The sequence below is a fragment of the Chryseobacterium sp. TB1-D10 genome (assembly GCF_059803555.1).
Genome location: NZ_JAPFHB010000004.1, coordinates 100637 through 121828, shown reverse-complemented (window position 1 = coordinate 121828; position 21192 = coordinate 100637). Strand labels below are relative to the sequence as shown.

At 35.9% G+C, this 21192-nt stretch carries 12 protein-coding genes; 2 read left to right on the top strand and 10 right to left on the bottom strand.

Annotated elements, in window-relative coordinates; translation table 11 throughout:
* Window positions 1-20: 20 nt before the first annotated feature.
* The 7 genes from OPU68_RS07090 to OPU68_RS07060 all read right to left on the bottom strand — a co-directional run bounded on the left by OPU68_RS07090 (window position 21) and on the right by OPU68_RS07060 (window position 11104).
* Window positions 21-1673 (bottom strand): ELWxxDGT repeat protein, encoded by a 1653-nt coding sequence (locus OPU68_RS07090; protein WP_498473318.1) that lies wholly within the window; start codon window positions 1671-1673, stop codon window positions 21-23.
* Window positions 1674-1820: 147 nt separating this feature from the next.
* Entirely contained in the window at window positions 1821-2936 is a 1116-nt protein-coding gene (locus OPU68_RS07085) for a tetratricopeptide repeat protein (RefSeq protein WP_498473317.1), read from the bottom strand.
* A gap of 1 nt (window position 2937) precedes the next feature.
* Window positions 2938-4371 carry a helix-turn-helix domain-containing protein gene (locus OPU68_RS07080; RefSeq protein ID WP_498473316.1) on the bottom strand — a complete coding sequence of 478 codons (1434 nt, stop codon included), beginning with the start codon at window positions 4369-4371 and terminating at the stop codon, window positions 2938-2940.
* A gap of 219 nt (window positions 4372-4590) precedes the next feature.
* On the bottom strand, window positions 4591-6039 hold the full coding sequence (locus OPU68_RS07075) for a TolC family protein (protein ID WP_498473315.1): 1449 nt from the start codon (window positions 6037-6039) through the stop codon (window positions 4591-4593).
* A 196-nt stretch (window positions 6040-6235) separates the two neighbouring features.
* Entirely contained in the window at window positions 6236-9451 is a 3216-nt protein-coding gene (locus OPU68_RS07070; protein ID WP_498473314.1) for an efflux RND transporter permease subunit, read from the bottom strand.
* Between the two features lie 21 nt (window positions 9452-9472).
* Window positions 9473-10558, bottom strand: coding sequence for an efflux RND transporter periplasmic adaptor subunit (locus OPU68_RS07065; RefSeq protein ID WP_498473496.1), 1086 nt, complete (start codon window positions 10556-10558; stop codon window positions 9473-9475).
* Between the two features lie 162 nt (window positions 10559-10720).
* The gene (locus OPU68_RS07060; RefSeq protein ID WP_498473313.1) at window positions 10721-11104 is read right to left on the bottom strand and encodes a hypothetical protein; all 384 of its coding nucleotides are present in this window, start codon (window positions 11102-11104) and stop codon (window positions 10721-10723) included.
* Between the two features lie 143 nt (window positions 11105-11247).
* Here OPU68_RS07060 and OPU68_RS07055 point away from each other — a divergent pair, with 143 nt between their 5' ends.
* Window positions 11248-11859 carry a 4'-phosphopantetheinyl transferase family protein gene (locus tag OPU68_RS07055; RefSeq protein WP_498473312.1) on the top strand — a complete coding sequence of 204 codons (612 nt, stop codon included), beginning with the start codon at window positions 11248-11250 and terminating at the stop codon, window positions 11857-11859.
* Here the strand turns inward: OPU68_RS07055 and OPU68_RS07050 are convergent.
* The 3 genes from OPU68_RS07050 to porU all read right to left on the bottom strand — a co-directional run bounded on the left by OPU68_RS07050 (window position 11835) and on the right by porU (window position 19381).
* On the bottom strand, window positions 11835-14090 hold the full coding sequence (locus tag OPU68_RS07050; RefSeq protein WP_498473311.1) for an FUSC family protein: 2256 nt from the start codon (window positions 14088-14090) through the stop codon (window positions 11835-11837). The genes OPU68_RS07055 and OPU68_RS07050 overlap by 25 nt on opposite strands.
* 150 nt (window positions 14091-14240) lie before the next feature.
* Window positions 14241-15371 (bottom strand): type IX secretion system outer membrane channel protein PorV, encoded by a 1131-nt coding sequence (porV, locus tag OPU68_RS07045; RefSeq protein ID WP_498473310.1) that lies wholly within the window; start codon window positions 15369-15371, stop codon window positions 14241-14243.
* A gap of 44 nt (window positions 15372-15415) precedes the next feature.
* Complete coding sequence (gene porU, locus OPU68_RS07040) at window positions 15416-19381, bottom strand: type IX secretion system sortase PorU (protein WP_498473309.1); 3966 nt, start codon at window positions 19379-19381, stop codon at window positions 15416-15418.
* Window positions 19382-19541: 160 nt separating this feature from the next.
* On the opposite strand from porU, the gene gldJ reads away from it, so the two are divergent.
* Complete coding sequence (gene gldJ / locus OPU68_RS07035; RefSeq protein WP_498473308.1) at window positions 19542-21149, top strand: gliding motility lipoprotein GldJ; 1608 nt, start codon at window positions 19542-19544, stop codon at window positions 21147-21149.
* Window positions 21150-21192: the final 43 nt, after the last annotated feature.

Sequence of the window (21192 nt, the reverse complement as noted above, 5' to 3'; positions counted from 1 at the left end):
ATTAAATAATTGAAAAATCTTTACTTTTTAATAATTGTATAAGATGATGCTTTACCGTCGGATAATACTTTAATAATATAATTTCCATTTGGTAAATAAGAAACGTTAAGTTGTAATTGTTTCGAATCGGAAGTTTGATTACGTAAAACTTTTCCCGTAAGATCATAAATCTGAACAGAAGATATATTGGAATTTCCAGAAATATTGACAACATCAGAAGCTGGATTTGGATAAACGCTGAATTTAGTTTTATTAAAATCAGTTACAGCCATTGCTTCGTCAGCAGCTACAGTCCACAATTCGTATCCGCTGTCATTGTATTTTGCCGTGAAATATAGTTTATCTCCTAACGCAGTAAAATAGGGCGTATATCCCAAAGCGTCCTGAACTGGGTTCTGTGGGTCGGCTGTTATCTTTTGAGTTCCTGCAACTGTCCCGTCGGATTTCCATAACTGATAATATTCTTCATTATTGACAGCTCTGAAGTATAGTTTACCTCCCATCACCTGGAAAAGCATTGGCGAGATAGTAATGCCCATAGAATCACCAGACCCCGGCAAAACATCCATAAATAATTGAGTGCCTTCCGGTGTTCCGTCGGTTACCCAGATTTCTCCGCCGTGCTCCGCATCTCTTAATGTTAGAAATAACTTATTGTTATAAATGATATATTTAAACTGCGGAATTACACCGTTTTCAGTTCCTTCGTAGACATCTTTTAAAATTTTAGTTCCAGCTTCAGTACCGTCTGTCGTCCAGATTTCTCTACCGGTTTCACTGCTGTAAGCTGTAAAAAATAATTTTCCGTTGAAATCAATAAAATCCGCAGGCAGAGAGTTTCCGTTTCCACCAGTATTGATGTTTTTTACCATATAAGTTCCGGTACTGGTTCCATCTGTTGTCCAGAGTTCAATACCATTTGTCCCGTCGTCGGCATTGAAATAGATTTTACTGCCAAACGCTTTCAGATTGGAAGGGTTGGAGCTTTCAGTATTGATATCTTTTACCATATGAGTTCCGGCCTCGGTTCCGTCGGAAACCCAGAGTTCGAAACCGTGTTGTCCGTTGTCATAATCGAACCCATCGAGAGCATTGAAGTAAAGCTTATTATTTAGAACAGTGAAATAAGAAGGATTAGAACCAAATTCTCCTTCACGGAGGTCTGTAACCATTACGGTTCCGGTTGTTGTTCCGTCGGTTTTCCAAAGTTCGGTTCCGTGAATGCCATCCTCCGATCTGAAGTATAGCGCATTGTTGAACTCCACAAATTCAAAAGCATAAGAACTTCCGCTTCCGGGATACATATCCTTCAAAAGTACTGTTCCGGCTTCTGTTCCGTCAGATGTCCAGAGTTCATTTCCGTTAGTTTCATCTGTGGCAGTAAAAATCAATTTTCCGTTAAGAATTTTCAGATTGCTAATGTCTGAACCATTACTTCCTGGATTGATATCTTTTACCAGTTTTGTCTCTTCGCCATCTGTTACCCAAAGTTCTTTTCCGTGTTCGCCGTCATCAGCTAGAAAATAAATTTTCGAATCAAGTTTGATAAGATTCTCCGGTAAAGAATCGCCGGAAGGATTGATGTCTTTTACCATTTTAAAGACCGGAGTCTGTTGTGCGCTAATTTCCAAGAATGAAACCAATAATGCCGCAAGGATAAATTTATTCTTCATATAAATAATTTCTTTTGAGTAAAAGTAAAGTCTTAATCTCATAAAGAACAGAGATGTACTTTTAGATATACGGAAATTTCAAGAAAATGAAAGTTTTAAATTTATAACTAGTTGATAATTAATATTTTAAAATAGATTAATTTTTCTTTAAGAATTGTTGCTTAAAGTCATTTTATCTATTTTTCTTGATTTTTTCATAAATAAATATCCGAATAAACCGATTACTATAATTAAAACACCTAAAAGTGCAAAGATAATTGTATTGAATTTGTCTTGTCTGGATTCAAAAGTTTTTTGTTTGAATTCGTTTCTGTTTTTGATGAGTTCATTGACAGATTTTATATTCTCTGAAGCAAATTTTGACTGAGTATTTTCATAAAGCTTTTCATACAGCAGATGATTTTCAAAATTTCCAATTGCAATAAAATTATTGGACAAAAGTTTATAGATGCGTGTTTCCATTTCTGTCTGTTTCACTTCTTTGGCAAGCTTCAAAGCATAAAACAAGGTGTCATTGGCTGTTTTAAAATTCGATTTTTCGGTTTCTATTTCAGAAAGTCCGACCAATGCATTGCATTCCAGAGATTTTGCACCATTTTTTCTGGCATCAGCCAAACCTTTTTCAAAACTAACTTGTGCCGAATCTTTATCGATTTTCAGGTAACAATAACCTTTCTGATTGTAAGCCTGCCCGAGATTGGCAACCGCAAACCCTTTCTTATCTTTTTTGAATGCCGCAATCGCTTTGTTGAAATGTTTGATCGCATAGCCACAATCTAGACTTCGCTTGTAAAGAAAACCTTTCAGCAGATTGATATTTCCAGTCAGATATTTCATAGAGTCCGGCAGAGAAACAGATTGCGAAAGTTTGTCCGCATTGTCGAGATAATGCCAGGCTTCGTCCCGCATTTCTATCCGGATATAGAGATTTCCAATTAATCCTAAAGTTCTGATTTGATTGGCGTTATCTTTTGTTTTTTCGGATAGTTCGTTGGCTTTTAGGGCAAATTCAATCGCTTTCTGATAATTGCTCAAACCCGAATATCCGTTGGATATTAAGATGTAAGATGAGATTTTGTAGGAATCAGAAATATCTTTTTTCTTCAAAATGTCTTTCCCGATTTCAATGGTTTTTTCAGGACTTTTGAATAAAAATGTATTACCAGAACCAATCAGGCTATCAATTTCTTTATTGTTCTGTGCAAAAGAAAAATTTCCCAAAACCATCAAAATCATTAATATGAAAATTCTAAATACTCTCATCTTATTGATTTTTAATAGTTTTAATAAACGAAGCCGGCGAATGTCCCGTAACCTGCTTGAAAACCGTCGAAAATAAGCTGTGCGAAGAAAAACCTGCTTCTTCCGCCAGATGACTTACCTTGTATTTCAAATAAACAGGATTATTTTTCAGTTTGTTGATAATGTAATTGATTCTCAGTTCATTAATATAAGAATGGAAGTTTTTATTTTTATGAGTGTTGATGATCTCAGATAGATATTTGGTATTTGTGTTCAGGTTTTCCGCCAGCTGATTCAGCGAGATTGATGAGTCTGTATATTCTTCATTCTGTTCAAATAATTCCAGTTTTTCCAGAAGAAATTGAATTGTTTTATCTGGAATCACAATTTTTCCGGCACTTTCCGGAATTTTATTTTCATTAATAAATCTTTGTCTTTCCGCCGCTTCCATTAATGCTTTTTCGGTATTAATCTTCTTGGTCTGAAGTTTTCTACTCAAAAAATAAGCGATGATTAATACTGCAAAAATTGTGATTAGTATGAAGTAAATAATCCTTTTCTGATTGTTTGATTTTGCTGCCAAAATCTCATCTTGCTTCTGATCAATCTTGCTTAAGAACGAAATTCTTGCATTATCTCTTACTAAATTTATAGAATCGAGTAAAGAATTTTGAAGCTGGTAATAATGCCGATAATTTCTCCAATCTTTTATTTCCTTATAATTCTCAGCCGCCAATTTGTAAATCTCTCCTTTGAGCCGAACGTCCTGAACTTTATTTTCAATTGGTTTTAAATGATTCAGTTTTTCATTTGACTTAATGAATTTTTTTTCCGAAAACTGAATTTTTGCAAGTGAATAAAAATAATAAGTCTCATAATTCCGGATTTTCTTTGCGAAATACTCAGCAGAATCATTTTTACCAAGATTGGAATAGGCGAGTGAATAATAAAAGTTGGTCAGTTGATGAGCGTTTCTTTTTCCGTGTTTTTCTGATTTTTTTAAATACTTTATAGTCTGCTTCCAGTTTGATTGTGAATAGGATTTTATAGCTTTTTCATAATCATTTTGAGCCATTTCATTTTTATTCTGAATTAAATAAAGTTGAGATGACTCAATTCCTAATTCATCACAAAGTCCGTTCAATAAAGAATTTATTTTAATATCATTTTTTGGATCACCAATTTTTTTTGAAAGCTCCAGCGATTGGAATAATTTTTCAGTCGCAGAATTGTAATCGCCTGTCAGCAAATCACTTTCTGTCAGTAGAATTAAGGCTCGTAACTTTTCATTTTCGATAGAACTATTTTTCAAAAGGAATTGAGAAATGACAGCAGATTCTTTAGGTTTTTTGTAAAGCAGATCGTTAGATTCGGCAAACAGAGATTCGGTATCCCGCGTATTTTGCGCTCTGACGAATAGGCTAAAGATTATAAAAAATATTAAAGTAGGCTTCAATTTGATGGGGTTGCAACACGTAAAGTTATGTAAATTTTCAGATAATATATTCTCTTTAGAACCATCTTCTTAAAACTCTGATAAACTCTTATTAAAAATGCTCCCGAAAAAATTTCGAAAGCATTTCAAATATAATTAATTAGTGTAAAAATAGATTTTATAAATTAGAAAAAAGTCTTTATTCTTTCATCTTTTTTCTTGTCTCTTAAGTCTTCTCAGCTATTTCCAGCCGCCGCCTAAGCTTTTATAAATATTGACAACTGTGCTCAACTGTCTTTCTTTAGCTCCGATGAGTTCCATTTTGGCATCAAGTGCATCACGCTGATTCATTAAGACTTCCAAATAATCTGCTCGTGAATTTCGAAATAATTGATTGGCGATTCCAATTCCGTCATCCAAAGCTTTTGATTCCTGAGCTTTCAGTTCGTAATATTTATCGAGGTTTTTGATTTTCGACATTTGATTGGCTACATCAATATAAGCACTCAAAATGGTTTTATCATATTCATACAAAGCCTGAATTTGTTTTGCATCAGCGGTTTTGAATTGTGCTTGGATTGCTGTTTTATTAATCAGTGGTCCGGCCAATTCTCCAACTAAATTATAAGCTATCGATTCCGGCAATTTTACCAGATATGAAGGGTTAAAAGCTTCCAAACCAAGTGTCGCATTGATTTCCAGACTTGGATAGAATTCTTTTCTCGCTGCTTCCACGTCCAGTTTTGCAGATTCCAATTCCAGTTCAGCTTGCTTGATGTCAGGACGATTCGCTAATAATTGAGACGGAATTCCCGTATAAACCGTTTGCGGAACGATCGACATGAAACTTTCTTTTGTTCTAACAATCGGCTGCGGATAACGTCCCAATAAAACATTGATCTCGTTTTCCTTTTCAGTGATCTGTTGTTTAAGATCATATTCCGTCGCATTGGATTTTGCCAATTCAGCCTCGAATTTTTTAACAGCCAATTCCGTTGTAGCCATTGCCTGCTTTTGAATTTTCGCAATTTCAAGCGCTTTTTTCTGCAAATCCATATATTGATGAATAATATCAAGCTGATTATCAAGCGACAATAATTCGTAATAATTGTCAGCCACTTCAGAAATCAGACTTGACAAGACGAAATTCTTTCCTTCAACTGTTGAAAGATAATGGGCGACAGCAGCTTTTTTCTCCGTTCTGAGTTTGCCCCAGATATCTATCTCCCAATTTGCCATCAGTCCACCTTCGAAGTTTCCTAAATTCTCAGGAACTTCTTTTCCTTCAGTGATTTCTGTGGAAGCGTCACCAGCTCCGGTACTTGTGTATCTTCCAACTTTTTCAACTCCTGCTCCAAGTCTTGCAGCAACTGTCGGACTCAGTTTTCCGTTTTTGTACATTACATCGCTTTTTGCAATTTCGATTTCCTGCAATGTGATCATCAGTTCCTGATTGTTTTTCAAGGCTTCATCGATTAGATTCACAAGATTTGGGTCTGTAAAAAACTGTTTCCAAGGTGTAATTCCGGAATTATTTTCAGCTGTATTTTTGTTATCAAAATTCTGAGGAATCGTTTCTTTTACCTGATCCTGAATTTTGGTCGCCATCGGCGCTTTGCAACTTGCCAAAGCAAGAGACAAAGCAATTGCAGCAATTTTATTTTTATGATTAAGAAAAAAACTATTCATACTATTTTATTTTTTTAATGTCTCGTAGAGATTAACCGTTAATAGATTTGGTTTATCGGTCTTCCGAAAAGTTCCATCGGGACGACCTGTTTTTATAATGTTTCAGTCCGCTCCTACGGAGCTTGAATTTAGATTGTTTTTTTATTTCTATTAACAGTTTGCCTCTCCGAGGCTTTATCATTTGTTTTTCAATTTATTATTGGTTATCCACGTTAGGATTTTTATCTTCAAATTTTCCATCGTGTCGGTAAGGTTCTGTGTTTTCTGTTAAAGGATTTTCTTCTTCGTAATAAGTCAGTTTAGACTTCGCAGCAATGTTGGCGAAAATGTAGTACAATCCAGGAATGATCATCAGTCCGAAAATAGTTCCGATCAACATTCCGCCGGCAGCAGCTGTTCCGATTGTTCTGTTTCCAACGGCTCCAGGTCCAGTTGCCAAAGCCAAAGGAATTAATCCGGCAATAAATGCAAAAGAGGTCATCAAAATCGGACGGAATCTCAAAGATGCACCTTGCAAAGCCGCTTCTTTTGTCGAAAGTCCTTCTTCCGCTTTTTTCTGAACGGCGAATTCGACAATCAATACAGCGTTCTTTCCTAATAATCCGATGAGCATTACCATCGCTACCTGCGCATAGATATTATTCTCCAATCCGAAAAGACTTAAGCATAAAAACGCGCCGAAAATTCCCGTTGGTAAAGACAAAATAATTGGTAAAGGCAAAATGAAACTTTCGTATTGTGCAGAAAGAATCAGGTAAACAAATCCAAGACAAACCAAGAAAATGTAGATCGCCTCATTACCTCTGGAAACTTCATCTTTGGAAATTCCCGCCCAATCGATTCCGAAACCTCTTGGCAACGTTTTGTCCGCCACTTCCTGAATCGCTTTGATCGCATCTCCAGAACTATAACCTGGCGCTGGTGTTCCGCTGACCTCGGAAGAGTTGTACATATTATGTCTCGTGATCTCGGACAATCCATACACTTTTTCAAGATGCATAAAATCTGAGTAAGGAACCATCTGGTCTTTATCATTTTTCACATAAAGCTTCAGAATGTCGCTTGGTAAAGCACGATATTGCGGACCAGCCTGAACGATAACTTTATAAGGTCTGTCGAATCTAATAAAACTGGTTTCGTAATTGGAACCGATCAAAGTCGAAAGATTGTCCATCGCTTTTTCAATTGTTACGCCTTTTTGTTCCGCCAGATTATTATCGATTTTCAGCATATACTGAGGGAAACTCGCCGAGTAAAAACTGAAGGCTGATCCAAGTTCCGGACGTTTTTTAAGTTCCTTAACAAAGTCATTACTCACAGTTTCCATTTTGTGATAATCGCCGCTTCCTGCTTTATCCAAAAGTCTGAGTTCAAAACCTCCCGCAGCTCCATAACCAGGAATTGATGGCGGTTGGAAGAACTCGATGTTTGCTCCGGGAATTTCTTTTGCTTTTTGTTCTAATTGTTCAATAATTTCAGAAGCAGATTCTTTTCGGTCTTCCCAGCTTTTCAAATTAATCAGACAAGTTCCTGAGTTAGATCCAGTTCCTTCAGTCAGGATTTCATAACCAGCCAAAGATGAAACGGATGAAACGCCATCAATATCTTCAGAAGCTTTCTGCAACTGCAATGCAATCTGATTGGTTCTTTCCAAAGTTGATCCCGGAGGCGTCTGGATAATTGCGTAGATCATTCCCTGATCCTCACTTGGGATAAATCCTGTCGGTAATTTGTTACTCAAAAAGAAAGTTCCAAGGCAGAAAAGAACAAGCAGAGGAAGTGTTATCATTTTTCTGGTCACCACTTTATTCAGCAAGCCGTGATATTTGTTTGCACCAACTGTAAATATATTGTTGAATCCATCCAAAAATCTCGTCAGAGGTGTTTTCTTTTTCTCTTTTCCGTGGTTGTTTTTCAGAATTAATGCACATAAAGCCGGCGTCAAAGTCAAAGCCACAACTCCAGACAAAATGATTGAAGAAACCATTGTAATGGAAAATTGACGATAGAAAACCCCAACCGGCCCGGACATAAACGCCACCGGAATAAAAACCGAAGCCATTACCAGAGTGATTGCGATAATTGCCCCGCTGATCTCGTGCATTGCTTCCTCTGTTGCCTTGAGTGGGGAGAGATGCTTTTCCTCCATCTTCGCGTGGACGGCTTCTATCACAACAATTGCATCATCGACCACAATCCCGATGGCCATTACTAAAGCAAAGAGTGAAATTAGATTTAATGTAATTCCAAATGCTGACATTATCGCAAAAGTTCCTATTAATGAAACCGGAACCGCAATCGTGGGAATTAATGTTGAACGCCAGTCGCCCAAGAATAAGAAAACTACGATTGCAACTAAGATAAACGCTTCAAATAAAGTGTGAAAAACCTTTTCAATCGATGCATCTAAAAATCGGGAAACATCATAACTGATCTCGTAGTGCATTCCTTTCGGGAAATTGTTTTTGTTAAGATCTTCCATCAATGCTTTCACGTTTTTGATAACGTCGCTGGCATTGGAGCCATAAGATTGTTTGATGGTAATTGCGGCAGACGGTTTTCCGTTCAGAGTAGAGTAGATGTCATACATTGAGCTTCCGAATTCTACATCTGCAATATCTTTCAGTCTTACAAACTCGCCGTTTGGATTTGATTTTAGAATGATATTTCCGTAATCTTTTTCGTTGTTGTAACGGCCTGGATATTTCAGAATATATTCAAATGATTGGGATCGTTTTCCGGAGCTTTCACCTGTTTTTCCAGGTGATGCTTCTATACTTTGCTGATCGAGAGCTTCCATCACTTCATCAGCTGAGATATTGTAAGCCGTCATTCTATCTGGTTTTAACCAAACACGCATTGCATATTCTCTGGTTCCAAGGATGTCGGCTTCTCCTACACCTTTTATTCTTTTCAGTTCAGAAAGAAGGTTGATGTCTGCAAAGTTGAAGAGGAATTTCTGATTGGCTTTCGGATCGTCACTGTAAAGATTGATATACATTAGCATATTCGGTTCTTCACGGGTGATTTTTACACCTTCACGAACCACCAATGGCGGTAATTTGTTAATCGCAGAAGAAATATGATTCTGAACATTGATTGCGGCAACATTCGGATCTGTTCCAAGGTCGAAAACAACCTGGATAGAAGCTTCACCGTCATTTCCTGCGTCAGAAGTCATATACTTCATTCCGGGAATTCCGTTAAGTGCTCTTTCCATCGGGATTACCACGGATTTGATGAGCAATTCGTTGTTAGCTCCCGGATATTCTGCCGTGATGTTTACTTTAGGCGGAGAGATTGATGGGAACTGGGTTACGGGTAATTTTACCAAAGATAAAATCCCTAAAAATACGATGATCAAAGAGATCACGATAGACAGAACTGGTCTGCGAATGAATTTCTTAAACATAATTTTTCGCTTTTATAAGAACTAGTCTGCTTTTAATTTTAATGATTGTAAGACTTTCTTAGGATCCTGGAATTTGGTTTCCACTTTCTGGTCGTCTTTCACTTTTTGTACGCCTTCCAACAGGAATTTATCATTTGCATTCAGGCCTTCAGAAATCACATACATATCAGGAAGCGAGTAAGCAACTTTGATATTCTTTGAACTCACTTTTCCATTTTTATCAACCACGAAAACATAAATCTGATCCTGGATTTCGTAAGTTGCTTTTTGAGGAATGATCAATGCATTTTTCAAAGGAAGTGTCATTTGGATTTTTCCTGTTTCACCGTTTCTAAGTAATTGATTTGGGTTTGGGAACTTTGCCCGGAAAGCGATATTTCCTGTTTCGCTGTCAAACTCGCCTTCGATGGTTTGAATAATTCCTTTGTCAGGGAAAGCTTCGCCATTTGCCATAATCAAAGAAACCTGATTGTTCCCACGCTCTGCAGAATGGGTTTGGTAATTGATATACTCCGGCTCAGAAACATTGAAATAAGCATAGATTCCACCATTATCGGAAAGGCTTGTCAATAGATCGCCTTCATCTACCAGACTTCCCAATTTGAGAGGAAGACGGTTGATGATTCCGGAAAAAGGAGCTTTGATGGTTGTAAATGATAAGTGAGTTTGAGCAAGATTTAATTCCGCTTTTGCAGCGTCAAGTTTTGCTCTTGCCATTCTTTTTTCATTGATAGAAACAACATTGCTATTTGCTAAAGTGGTAGAGTTTTGTAATTCGATTTCGGCCTGCGCCACTTCTGCTTTGGCTTTCAAAACATCAGCCTGGTATAATTGAGGCATAATTTTAAACAACACTTGTCCAGCCTGTACATGCTGACCTTCATCCACATATATTTTTTCTAAAAATCCTTTTTCCTGAGCCCGGATCTCGATATTTTTTTCGGATCTGATTTGTGAAACAAATTCTTTGGTGATTACAGTGTCCATTTTTACAGCGGTTGTTGTAGGGTAAACAACCTTTTCTTCTTTTTCTTCTTTCTTGTCTTTACAGCTAAAGATAATCAGCAATGCGCTGAGAGCAACAGAAAATGTGACTCTATTGTTCATGATTTTCATTTTAAATAAATTTTATTTTTTTAATTAAGGATTGAATTAATGACCAAAAAAGATCATCAGTTCAGTAAAATATTGAATACGGGAAAATTTCAAAAACAACAAGGAATGTTACCACTTTGGAATAAGGGTAATTTTGTTTTTGAAATGTGAATTTTAAATACGGATAGAACGCAGCAGAATAAACCTTTTTACCGAATAGATAATGGTTTCCGGCTCGTGAAAGATTTGCTTTTTACGTTTGAAACAGACGTGTAAAAGATATCCTAAGCCGAAAACAGCTAAAACTGCAATGGCGTTGAATGAATTTGAAAGACTTAGATCGAGATTGCTTTCTTCCGGAGAATCCAGAGAATCATTAGTCTGCTGAAACAATGCTTTTTCGAGAGACTTGTTGATGTGGTGTTTTTTTGCAAAGGAAAAAAGTTGTGAAGCTATATTCTGATTTCCAAAATCTGGCTGAAAATCAAGAGACTGCTTGTTCTCTGCCGTAAACAACAGAAAAATGCACATCAATAAATATATAATTCCTTTTTTCATTTTGATACTGCAAATTTACTCGCTTAAATGTTAACAACATCTTAAAAATGAAAATTTAAGGAATTTTTAAGTTGGGATTTGATAATTTTTGTATTTTATGAAATTATTACCTTTGTGATAATTAAATTAATTAGAAATATCCAATGCCTCTCTACAAAGATCTTTCAGACGATGTTGCCACAATTCTTCTTTGGGAATTTGATAAGAATGAAGTGTTAAATCCGGATATTTTGCTGGAACCCGAGAATCAGAACAAGATTCTGGGATATCATCCGAATAAAATAGCTGAGGTTCTGATGGTAAGAAAAATGCTGAAATCGGTTCTTCCAAATCATAAGATTCTGTACAAAGAAGATGGCGAACCTTATCTGTTTCCCAATGATCTTCAGATTTCCGTAAGTCATTCTTTTCCGCTGGCAGGTTTGGCGATTTCAAAAAACAAAATTGGAATCGATATTGAAAAACGTAAGGATAAGATCAAAAATATACGTCACAAATTCATTCTTCACGAGAATAATTTTATTGATGATGCTGAGGAAGTTGATTTTCTGACTGCAATTTGGTGTGTGAAAGAGGCACTTTACAAGATCCATCACAGCAAACATTGGTCGCTGAAGAAGCATTATGATGTTTTACCATTTGATTTGAAGGAAGAATTGTCTGTAAAATGCAGAGTTTATGATGATGAGAATGAAGATTTCTTCAAAGCTAAAATCAATTTCTTTGGTAATTATTGTTTCGCAGTTGTGGATTGATAAATTAGATATTCTTCAATTATCTTCCTTTGATCTTTCGCAACATCATAAATTAATTCCAGAAGTTCCTTGATATTTTTGATTTCAGTTAAATGGCTGACTGTGAAAATTCTGTCGTCAGAAATAGCCTGACTTTCCAGTTCTGCTTTCCTTTTTTCTAATAAATCTGAAACGTGATCTTCCGGTTTTATTCTGCTGTCAAATTTATTTTGTTCATCCAAATCTTGTTGATAGAGTAGGGAAGAAGTTCGTAATAATTCTGCAGATATTTTGATCTTCCAATTTTGAAAATCGATTTCAGGGAAGTCGTGACCCGATTTTGCGTATTGTGATAATGAGGCTGTATAAGCTGTAATCAAATGTGTTGTGGTTACGAACTGATGAACCGTTTCCAATTTTCTTTGCTGATTTTTCGGGTCAGAAATCATTCTTTGAAAGTTGTCCGAAAGATTTGCTAAATCTATGATTGCATTTTTTCTGCTTATTCTGAAATCCTGATCCTGAAGTTCTTTTTTCATAAGATGATCCATAATCAATCGGAAATAATCCAGATTACTTTTGGATGATTTTTTCATCAAGTCTAAGTTCTGAGTGTGCTCCCAAACCGGCAAAATAAAATAAGCAACCAAAAATGTTACGGCGCCACCAATCAAAGTATCGAGAATTCTGTCTTTGAAAATGACATTCACGTTGCCAGGTCTTAAAAAATTGAAAGACAGAAATATATAAATTGTCATAAACAGAACTGCCCAGAAATATTTTGATTTTAATAAACTGAAACACAAAATCATACTTAATAAAAGGATGGCCAGAATCGCAACCGGATCTTTCACAAAATATAATATGATGTAAGCAATCACGCCGCCAGCAATAGTCCCGAATAATCGCAAAAGATTCCGGTGTTTTGTGGTTGAATATGCTGGTTTTAAAATCGCAATAATGGTAATGAGAATCCAGTAAGAATGTCCGATTCCCAGGATTTCAAACCTTGATACAATGTATCCAATCAATAAGGCAATTGTAACTCTTATCGCATGTCGGAAATGTCCTGAATTAAGGGAAAAATTAGAAAAGAAAACCTTAAGATTCATCTTTTCTTCTTTTGGTAAAAACTTAGAATAATCTAATCCTGACGATAGACTTTTTGCGAGTTTTTTGTCCTGAGAATGCACGGTTAAAATGGTTTTGACCTCGTCTGTGATTTCGGTAATTCTCATCAGAACCTGACGTATCATCATAAAATCTTCCAGGGTTTCTGAGGAAAAACGTTGCGATCTATGGTCAAAGAAATCATCGTAAATCTTCTTCAGTTCATTATCAAAGTTTGTGACCTGTCTGAAAGCTAAACCGCTTTGAAGTGAAATTCCAAGATTGGTAATTTCGTCCGCCATTGCAAGCAGGTAGTCGTGGATTTTATGAATCAAAGTAGTGTTTCCAAAAACCTGATTCATTCTTTTATAATCATTTTCTGAAGTGAGGAGCTTATCGAAAAGATCGAAAGAATTAAGGAACATCAACATCAGAATTCTACTTTGCGTCGTAGATTCGTTGACAATCTTTCTGGTTTTAAAAACAATTTCCCTTGTATCTTCCTGATGATTTTTGATTTTGATTTGTTGAGAAATCAATTGATTTAATAGTCCGTCGAAGTCCGGATCTTTGGTGTAATATCTGGCTTTGATCCTGAGGTAATCTGCGAGTTCCAAATAATTCTCTCCAACAACCTGACTTGCCAATTTATAAGGCTGCAATTTACTTACGACGAGAAAAACCACAAAAAACCAAAGACAGCCCAAAAAAAAGATGAATGAACTCTTCAGAATGTTTTCGCCGGTAAGATGTCCATCAATGAAAATACTAAGAACAACGAGGGCTATGGATCCGAAAACTGCCAATCTCAAACCGTAGACACCAATCATGGAAAAAAAGAATCCGAAAATGATGATTTCCAGATAGACGGCAATTGGAAATTCTTTCACAAGACTTGCAAATAATGCAATAAAAAAGAAGGAAAAGATAGAAAGCAATAATGTGTTTCTTCTTCGGATGTAAGGTCCTGGCTGATCCGTCAATCCTACAAAACTTGTCCCGAGTGGAAACAGAAAATATTCCTTAAGCAAGCCAAACTGTGCCAGGATAATACTTGGAATCACTATGGCCAGGGCAATCCTTGCTCCGGAATAGATGTATTGGCTGGTTAAGAATTTTTTGAGTTCGGAACTGTAGTTCATATTGCAAATTTACAGAAAGTATTGGGTAAAAAGTATTATGCAGATTGTATTTAAGTTAAATGAAATATTATAAATTTAATAAAAAAAATGCCAAAGCAAAAAGCTCTGGCAAAATTTATGTTTGATAAATAATGATTTATTTTTCAATAATTAATAATCCTGAGCGTTGTAAGTTTCGCTACCGATATTCCAAGTCAAACCAAATCTAAGTGTATTATCTAAAGCAGAGTTGATTTTTGAAGTATTGATCAGGTAAGAAAGATCCAAGCCGAAAGATGCATATTTGAAACCAACACCCACGGTTGCGTATTGTCTTGCGCCTTGCTCCGGTGCTTCTGTAAAATAACCGGCTCTAAGTGCAAAAGTCTCATCATAAGAATATTCTGCCGCACCACTGAACATGATACTTTTCTTGTTTCCAAATGATTTTCCAATTCCTTCGATAACGCCAACGTTCGGAACGTCACCCGTAGTTTCATCTGGTCCAGGAACTAATATTTTGGAAGCTTCACCACTAAGGCTGAAACGGTTCATATCATCAATCAGTAAATCATATCCTAAGCCTAATCTTGCCATTGTAGGAAGATAAGATCTGGATTCTTCATCGCCGGTGTAATCTAGTCTAGGTCCTAAATTCTGAACAGCCCAACCTGCTTTCACTCTACCTTCATAACCGCTTATACTTTCGTGTTTCGGCGACATAAAGTATCCGGCTACATCTACTGCAAAGGTATTGGCAGGTTTCAAAGTACTGTTGGAGTTGAAACCTCCGCCAATATCTGATCTGATAAATCTACCGGTAACCGCCATAGAGTAGTTGTCTGTCAGTTTCAAACCATATGCTATATCGACTGAAAATTCATTTGGTTTTGCAGTACCGTTTTGTACCACTTCATTTCCTATGAAGTCTGTCAAATCTACCTCACCCATATTAAAGTAATAGATACTGGCACTCAATGTAGAACGCTCATCATCACCTAAAAATGTGTAGTAAGATCCGTAAAGTAAAAATACATCACTAGTAAGCTTACTCATATATGGTGTATAATTAACTCCAAATCCGGAAGATACTTTTGCAAAAGGATATTTCGCCGCGTTCCAGAATTGAGAAAAAACATCTGTAGATGTCACGACACCTTGATCTCCCATACCACCTGCTCTCGCATCTGGAGAGATTCTCAGGAATGGAGCTCCGGTAAGCACCGGCTGAATGTTTTGAGAAAAAGCAAGGGCACTTACGCCAATTCCTAATCCTAAAAATAATCTTTTTGTTAAATTCATTTTTGTTCTTTTAAGGTAAATTTTACCGATATGTTATGTGTTTGTTATTTTAATAAAACCATTTTCTCGACAGCAGTAGCGCTACCGGAACATTTTTCTTGATTTTGGCTGCGTGCAAATATCTTAAAAATATATGTACCTTTTGCTACGGTATCACCAAAATCGTCTTTTCCGTCCCATTCTATTGCTTGTCTTGGTGTTCTAAAGCCTTGCAGGAATGGTTCTGCTGATACAGTTGAGGTAAGTGTTCTCACTATTTTTCCTGTAATAGTATAAATCTGTACATTCACATTCAGGGCATCATCACAATTATGTTCAAATTGAACGTAAGTTTTGTTTGTAAAAGGATTTGGCCAATTGAGAAGTCTGTTTACAGTCAGTTTTTTCTCTGTCTCATCTTTTACTACAAAGTTTAACGTGGATGACGTAGAATTATTGTTGATGTCCCATACTTTAAAGACTAATTGATGTTCACCGGGTTTCAAACTTTTCAGAGGAAATGTCACAGAGCCTTTTTGATAATCTTTCAGGTCTGTAAAACTACAGCCATTACCGTCACCTGATGAGAAATAATCATTGATAGAAGTTGTATTGATAACATCACCATCTAAGACGAAAGTTATATCGTGGCCAATTCCCGCACCAGTAGAATTAATACCCATATTATCCTTGAGGCAAGCTAAGAGCATTGGATTTTGATCTGTGATTCCGCCATTAGCAAAATTGGTATTATTCATGTATAGATTTACGCCAGGAGCTTCACTGTCATTAATGCCATTGGGATTGATAGATCCTATTTTCTGTACCTGATTTGTGAAAACATCATGAGCACTTGTCCCTGTTGATTTTGCATCAAGGAAATTTTCTGCGTATGCTAAGATTCTCCCATTTCCTACTTCGTAATTAATGTCTTTCGGAACGTAAAATTCTACAGTGTACAAGCCCTTTTCAACTTTTCCGGATGCTTTTACAATAGCACTTGGCTCTTCTGTAAACTCGTACTTCATGACAGCATCTTTTGGATCAACTTGATCATTATTCAGAGTAGTTTTCTTAATTTTTTTGTCGAAAATATTGACTGCCACACGTCCATTAAAGGCATCATCTACAGTGCTACCGTCGGATTTTACAACATGTCCTGTTATTTTTATGAAGTCTAATGCTCTTATTTTATCCGGATCAGGTTTTTCTATATTGTCTATTTTCAGCAATCTTTTTGGTCTGCTCATTTTCATCGCAGGATCTCCTAAAAAGTTAACTCTTAAAGGATCAAAAGAAGAGCCATAACCAGAATTATAATATTCTCTACGCGCATTTAGATGTGCATTTCCGATTGTATTAAACTCATCAGAAGCTAGAGTAAATAAATTTTTGGTAAATATTGGTGTAAACTTTCTACCATAATCCACAGAAATAGCTCGGCTGGATGTAATCATGTTTGCAGCACCTCCTGTGCTATGTTTTATTAATTGTTCTCCAACAGAATAAGTATTCGGATCATCCCATAGCGTAAACTCACAAGTAATAGTTGATACAAAAGGGAATCGGCTGTACACGGAAGTGAAATTATTAAAGCCTTGAACTTCTGTTGAAGTCAGCACTCTTTCCTGAGCCCATCCATTAATACCACCGTGTCCAAAATAAAATAAATACAAACTATTTCCGACATCATTTGTAATAGCTTGGTTCACTTGTGGGTATCTTGGTCCGCCAGCACTAGTAACATTTTGGAAGGCATCCAAATATAATTTTCTGATATTATATTCTGGCTTTTCGGTGTCGGAAAAATTTTGGTTTATAGCATAATCTACCAAATAATGGAATGGTCCTGGTACAACTGTACCATCAGGTTTTGTAGGTCCGGTTCCTTCATAATCGTCATCTGCTACAAAATCAAGTTTCATTCTCCACTCTCCAAAAGGATTAGATTGTCCAGGTAATGCATTATAGTAGGCTAATGTTTTATCTATCATCACTTTTGCCTCCTGAATATTGTCTGCAGGCAACCTTCCGATCGGGAGATCAGGAAGTTGGCTCAAATTATTCACAGACTGGGGTTTTGTCATTACAAAATAATCATCTGTAACATAAGAAGCTTTTACATCTCCACTACTTTCACTCTGATAACTAGGTATAATGTCCGTATTATTAGCAACCCTATTTTTAAAATCATAAGAAGTATCGCCTAACAGAAAAACATATTTAAGTGATCCAAGCGGTGTATTTAATTTTGTTATAAAATCTCTTATAGCGGTAATATCTTTACTGCCACTACTGTATTCATTATAGATTTTGTTGACATCTACAATCTGCACATTATATCCGTTTGTGGATTGATGATAAGTTGCCAATCTCTGAGCTTGCGAGAAAAATGAGGGTTGGGTAATAATGAGATAATCTACATTTTTAAGAGATGCGAGATCCTGATTGTCAATTTTGCCTACAAAACTTGGATCAAAAGCAGCAGAATTTTTAAAGGCTGCAAATTCATTATTGAAAACAGAGCTGCTTGCAATATATCCAAAATCAAATATAGAATTTTGAGTGTTTTTATTGGTTACTTTTTTAGCATTTGTAACATCCGATACATCCCAAACTTGATCTATTCCTGAAGCATTAGAAATAGAAAATCCATATAAATCGCCAGATCCTTCTCTGATATCATAATCCCTAAAGTTCATTTGTGTATTGTTGAAGTTCAAATCCTCTTTATATTGAACTTCTGCATAATCAAAATAAAATGCACCGTTTGGATTAGCACTCAGATTGGTTGTAAAGTTAAACTTAAGACTATTCCCACTCTGATTATATAAAGTATCATACTGCAAAACCTGCGAATAAATATCGTCTTTACCAATAGTTACTAGTGAAGTTTTTCCATTAAAACTCATTGTAATCTGTGCCAGCTGGGCATTAAATCCAATTACTCTAGTTCTGAATTTAATAGGATCATCCGCTTTTATAGGACTCCTAGTTGTGAATAATACCTCTTTGCTATTAGATATTGCATCTCCGGTCCATGTTCTTCCAAGTTTTACCAGGTTGAATTTTTCTTCATTAATGAATTGATAATCATCATAACGAGTTGTTAAATCTGGAGGAAGACTTGTATCGATAGTTTGCACTCTTTTACCTGCGCCTATATCAAAATTTATAAAATAATAAGAGTAATCTTCATAGATGTTTATGACATTATTTGAAGAGTCCAGCTGTCTGTATTCCTGTCGCTTATATCCATTTCCATTGTTTTTGTCAAAAAGATTATAGCCATTAGGTCCTTGAGCGTAGAACAAAGCATAATCTGAGTCGTTCCAGACTCCATCTTCTTCGCCAATAACTTGTATGGCATCTTCCTGTAAAGCATCAAAACGGCCGTCACGATTATCCTCTGGTAAGATTAATCCACCGTTGCCATATATTCGGAAATTTTTTGGATTAATGCTGGATGCATTGATACCGTTTTGTTGTAAAAATTGTTTTGTAATTTTAAAAATTCCTGACTTGTCAACTTTTATTTTATAGAATGTTCCAGATTTTAAAGGATTATCCGAAGTTCCATATTTGTTATTATTTTGAGATAAGTCAGATATTTTTTTATTAGTTGGAGAAATATTAAAAGAAATTAATTTATAAATTTTATTATTTTCAAACTTTATTGCTTCTACACTAATACTTGCATTTTCCTCATTTTTTGTCTCATTAAAGAAATAATTAATACTATTTCTGGGAGATGCAGAAAGTGAACTAATTCTAAGGTCTTTAATGTCTTTAGCTGCCAACTCCTGCCATTCAAACTGATCAAGTTTTATCTGGTTGGTAGTTTTAAAATTAAAATTAGCAAAAATAGTATTTGAATCTACCAGAAAGTTATAATTACTAAAAAATGGATAGACCAATTTTTCCGATCCATAATCCATTTCTTTGTAGCCATCCCAGGCAAGACTAATTTTTTGAGCATACCCAAATACAGAAAAAATACAAAAAAGCAGAATATAAAATTTGAATTTCATCAATGTTATTTTAATTAGAATACAAAATAAACGCTTTTTTTAAAAAAATGGTATATAATAAAATAAAATTAATTGCGTTTTATCAAAAAAAGCCAAACAATATTTGATTAATCAAAGAATTTGCTTTTTCTTTGTACTTTGAAAATTTCTATACCACATTATGAAAAAAATTAGGTTGTTTTCGATCATTACTTTTAGCGCTACACTACTTTTAGTAAGTTGTGGAGGAGGAGGGAACTCGAAGAAAGGCGGAGGCACAAAAGGTTTTGTCAGCAAAACCGGATGGAAGCCCAACGAAAAAGACGGGTGGTTTTTTTCTGGCAAACAGCAAAAACAAAAAGGATCCGTAGGGATGGTTTATGTAGAAGGCGGTACTTTTACCATGGGATTGGTAGAAGACAACGTGATGCATGACTGGAACAATACGCCAAGAAGAATGCAGGTTAGTTCTTTCTTTATCGGAGATACAGAAACGACTAATTCTGAATATAGAGCATACACTACTTGGCTTAAATTTGTTTTTCCTTCCTCAGATCCAAGCTTCAAACATATTTACAGCGGCGCGTTACCAGATACTTTAGTTTGGAATAATAAGCTTTCTCGTAATGATTATGCTGAGACTTATTTCAGATCTCCGGAATATGACTATTATCCTGTAGTAGGAGTTTCTTGGTTGCAAGCTACAAAATATTGTGATTGGCTTACAGAAAGAGCTAATGAAAGAGTTCTCATGAAGCAGGGAGTAATAGCAAAAGATCTTTATTCAGCGGATAAAGGTGCTACTGCCGGAGCGACTTTCAATATGGATAAATTCAAATCCAATGATCCTGAAATGGATGCTTATATTGATAAAGACAAACTTCAGAAGAGAAGCGGAATCAAAACAGCTAATGAAAGAATTGCTGCTGCTAACAGAGGGTCTACTTCAGGTGTTGTAGAAAAATTCAGACTTCCAACAGAGGTTGAGTGGGAATTTGCAGCTCTGGGACTTCAAAAAGAAAGAGATTACAACAACTATCTGGGTAAGAATACAAAAATTGAAGACCTAAAAGGTAAGAAAGGTAGAAATAGAGGAATGTATCTTGAAAATTTCAAGATGGGTAGAGGAGATTATTCCGGGGTTGCAGGTTGGAAAAATGATGGATCACCAACTACAGCAGACGTAAAACAATATCCTTCCAATGATTTAGGAATCTACGGAATGTATGGAAACGTCGCAGAGTGGGTTGCAGATGTTTACAGACCAATGATTGATGAGGAATTCAGTGATTTCAATTATTACAGAGGTAATGTTGTAAAACAAACTGTTAAGAATGAAGATGGGACGTACAAAAAAATCACCAATGAAGATGTGAAATATGATACGCTTGCAGATGGCAGATTAGTTTACAGAGGACTCCCAGGTGAATATGAAAGAAAAGTAATAGATGATAACAGTAACTATAGAGATGGTGATTATCAATCTTCTTTAGACGCTGGAGGAAATGCTCCTACCGATAGTGCAGAATTTAGTATGTACAATTCAGTAAAACCTAAATTTATTGTTAACAAAAACGGAAGTGTAGTTTTACAGAAAGAAAAAGCAAAAGCTACCACTCAAGTTTCTGATTACAGCAGAGTTGTAAAAGGAGGATCTTGGCTTGACTCAGCTTATTGGCTGGATCCGGGTCAAAGAAGATTCAAAGATCAGACGAAAGGTTTTGGTTGGATCGGATTCCGAGTAGCGCAAGATGCAAAAAACAGCAAAACAAAACGTACCAAAAGATAATATCTGGAAGTACCATATTTATACAAAACAGCAGAATTTTCTG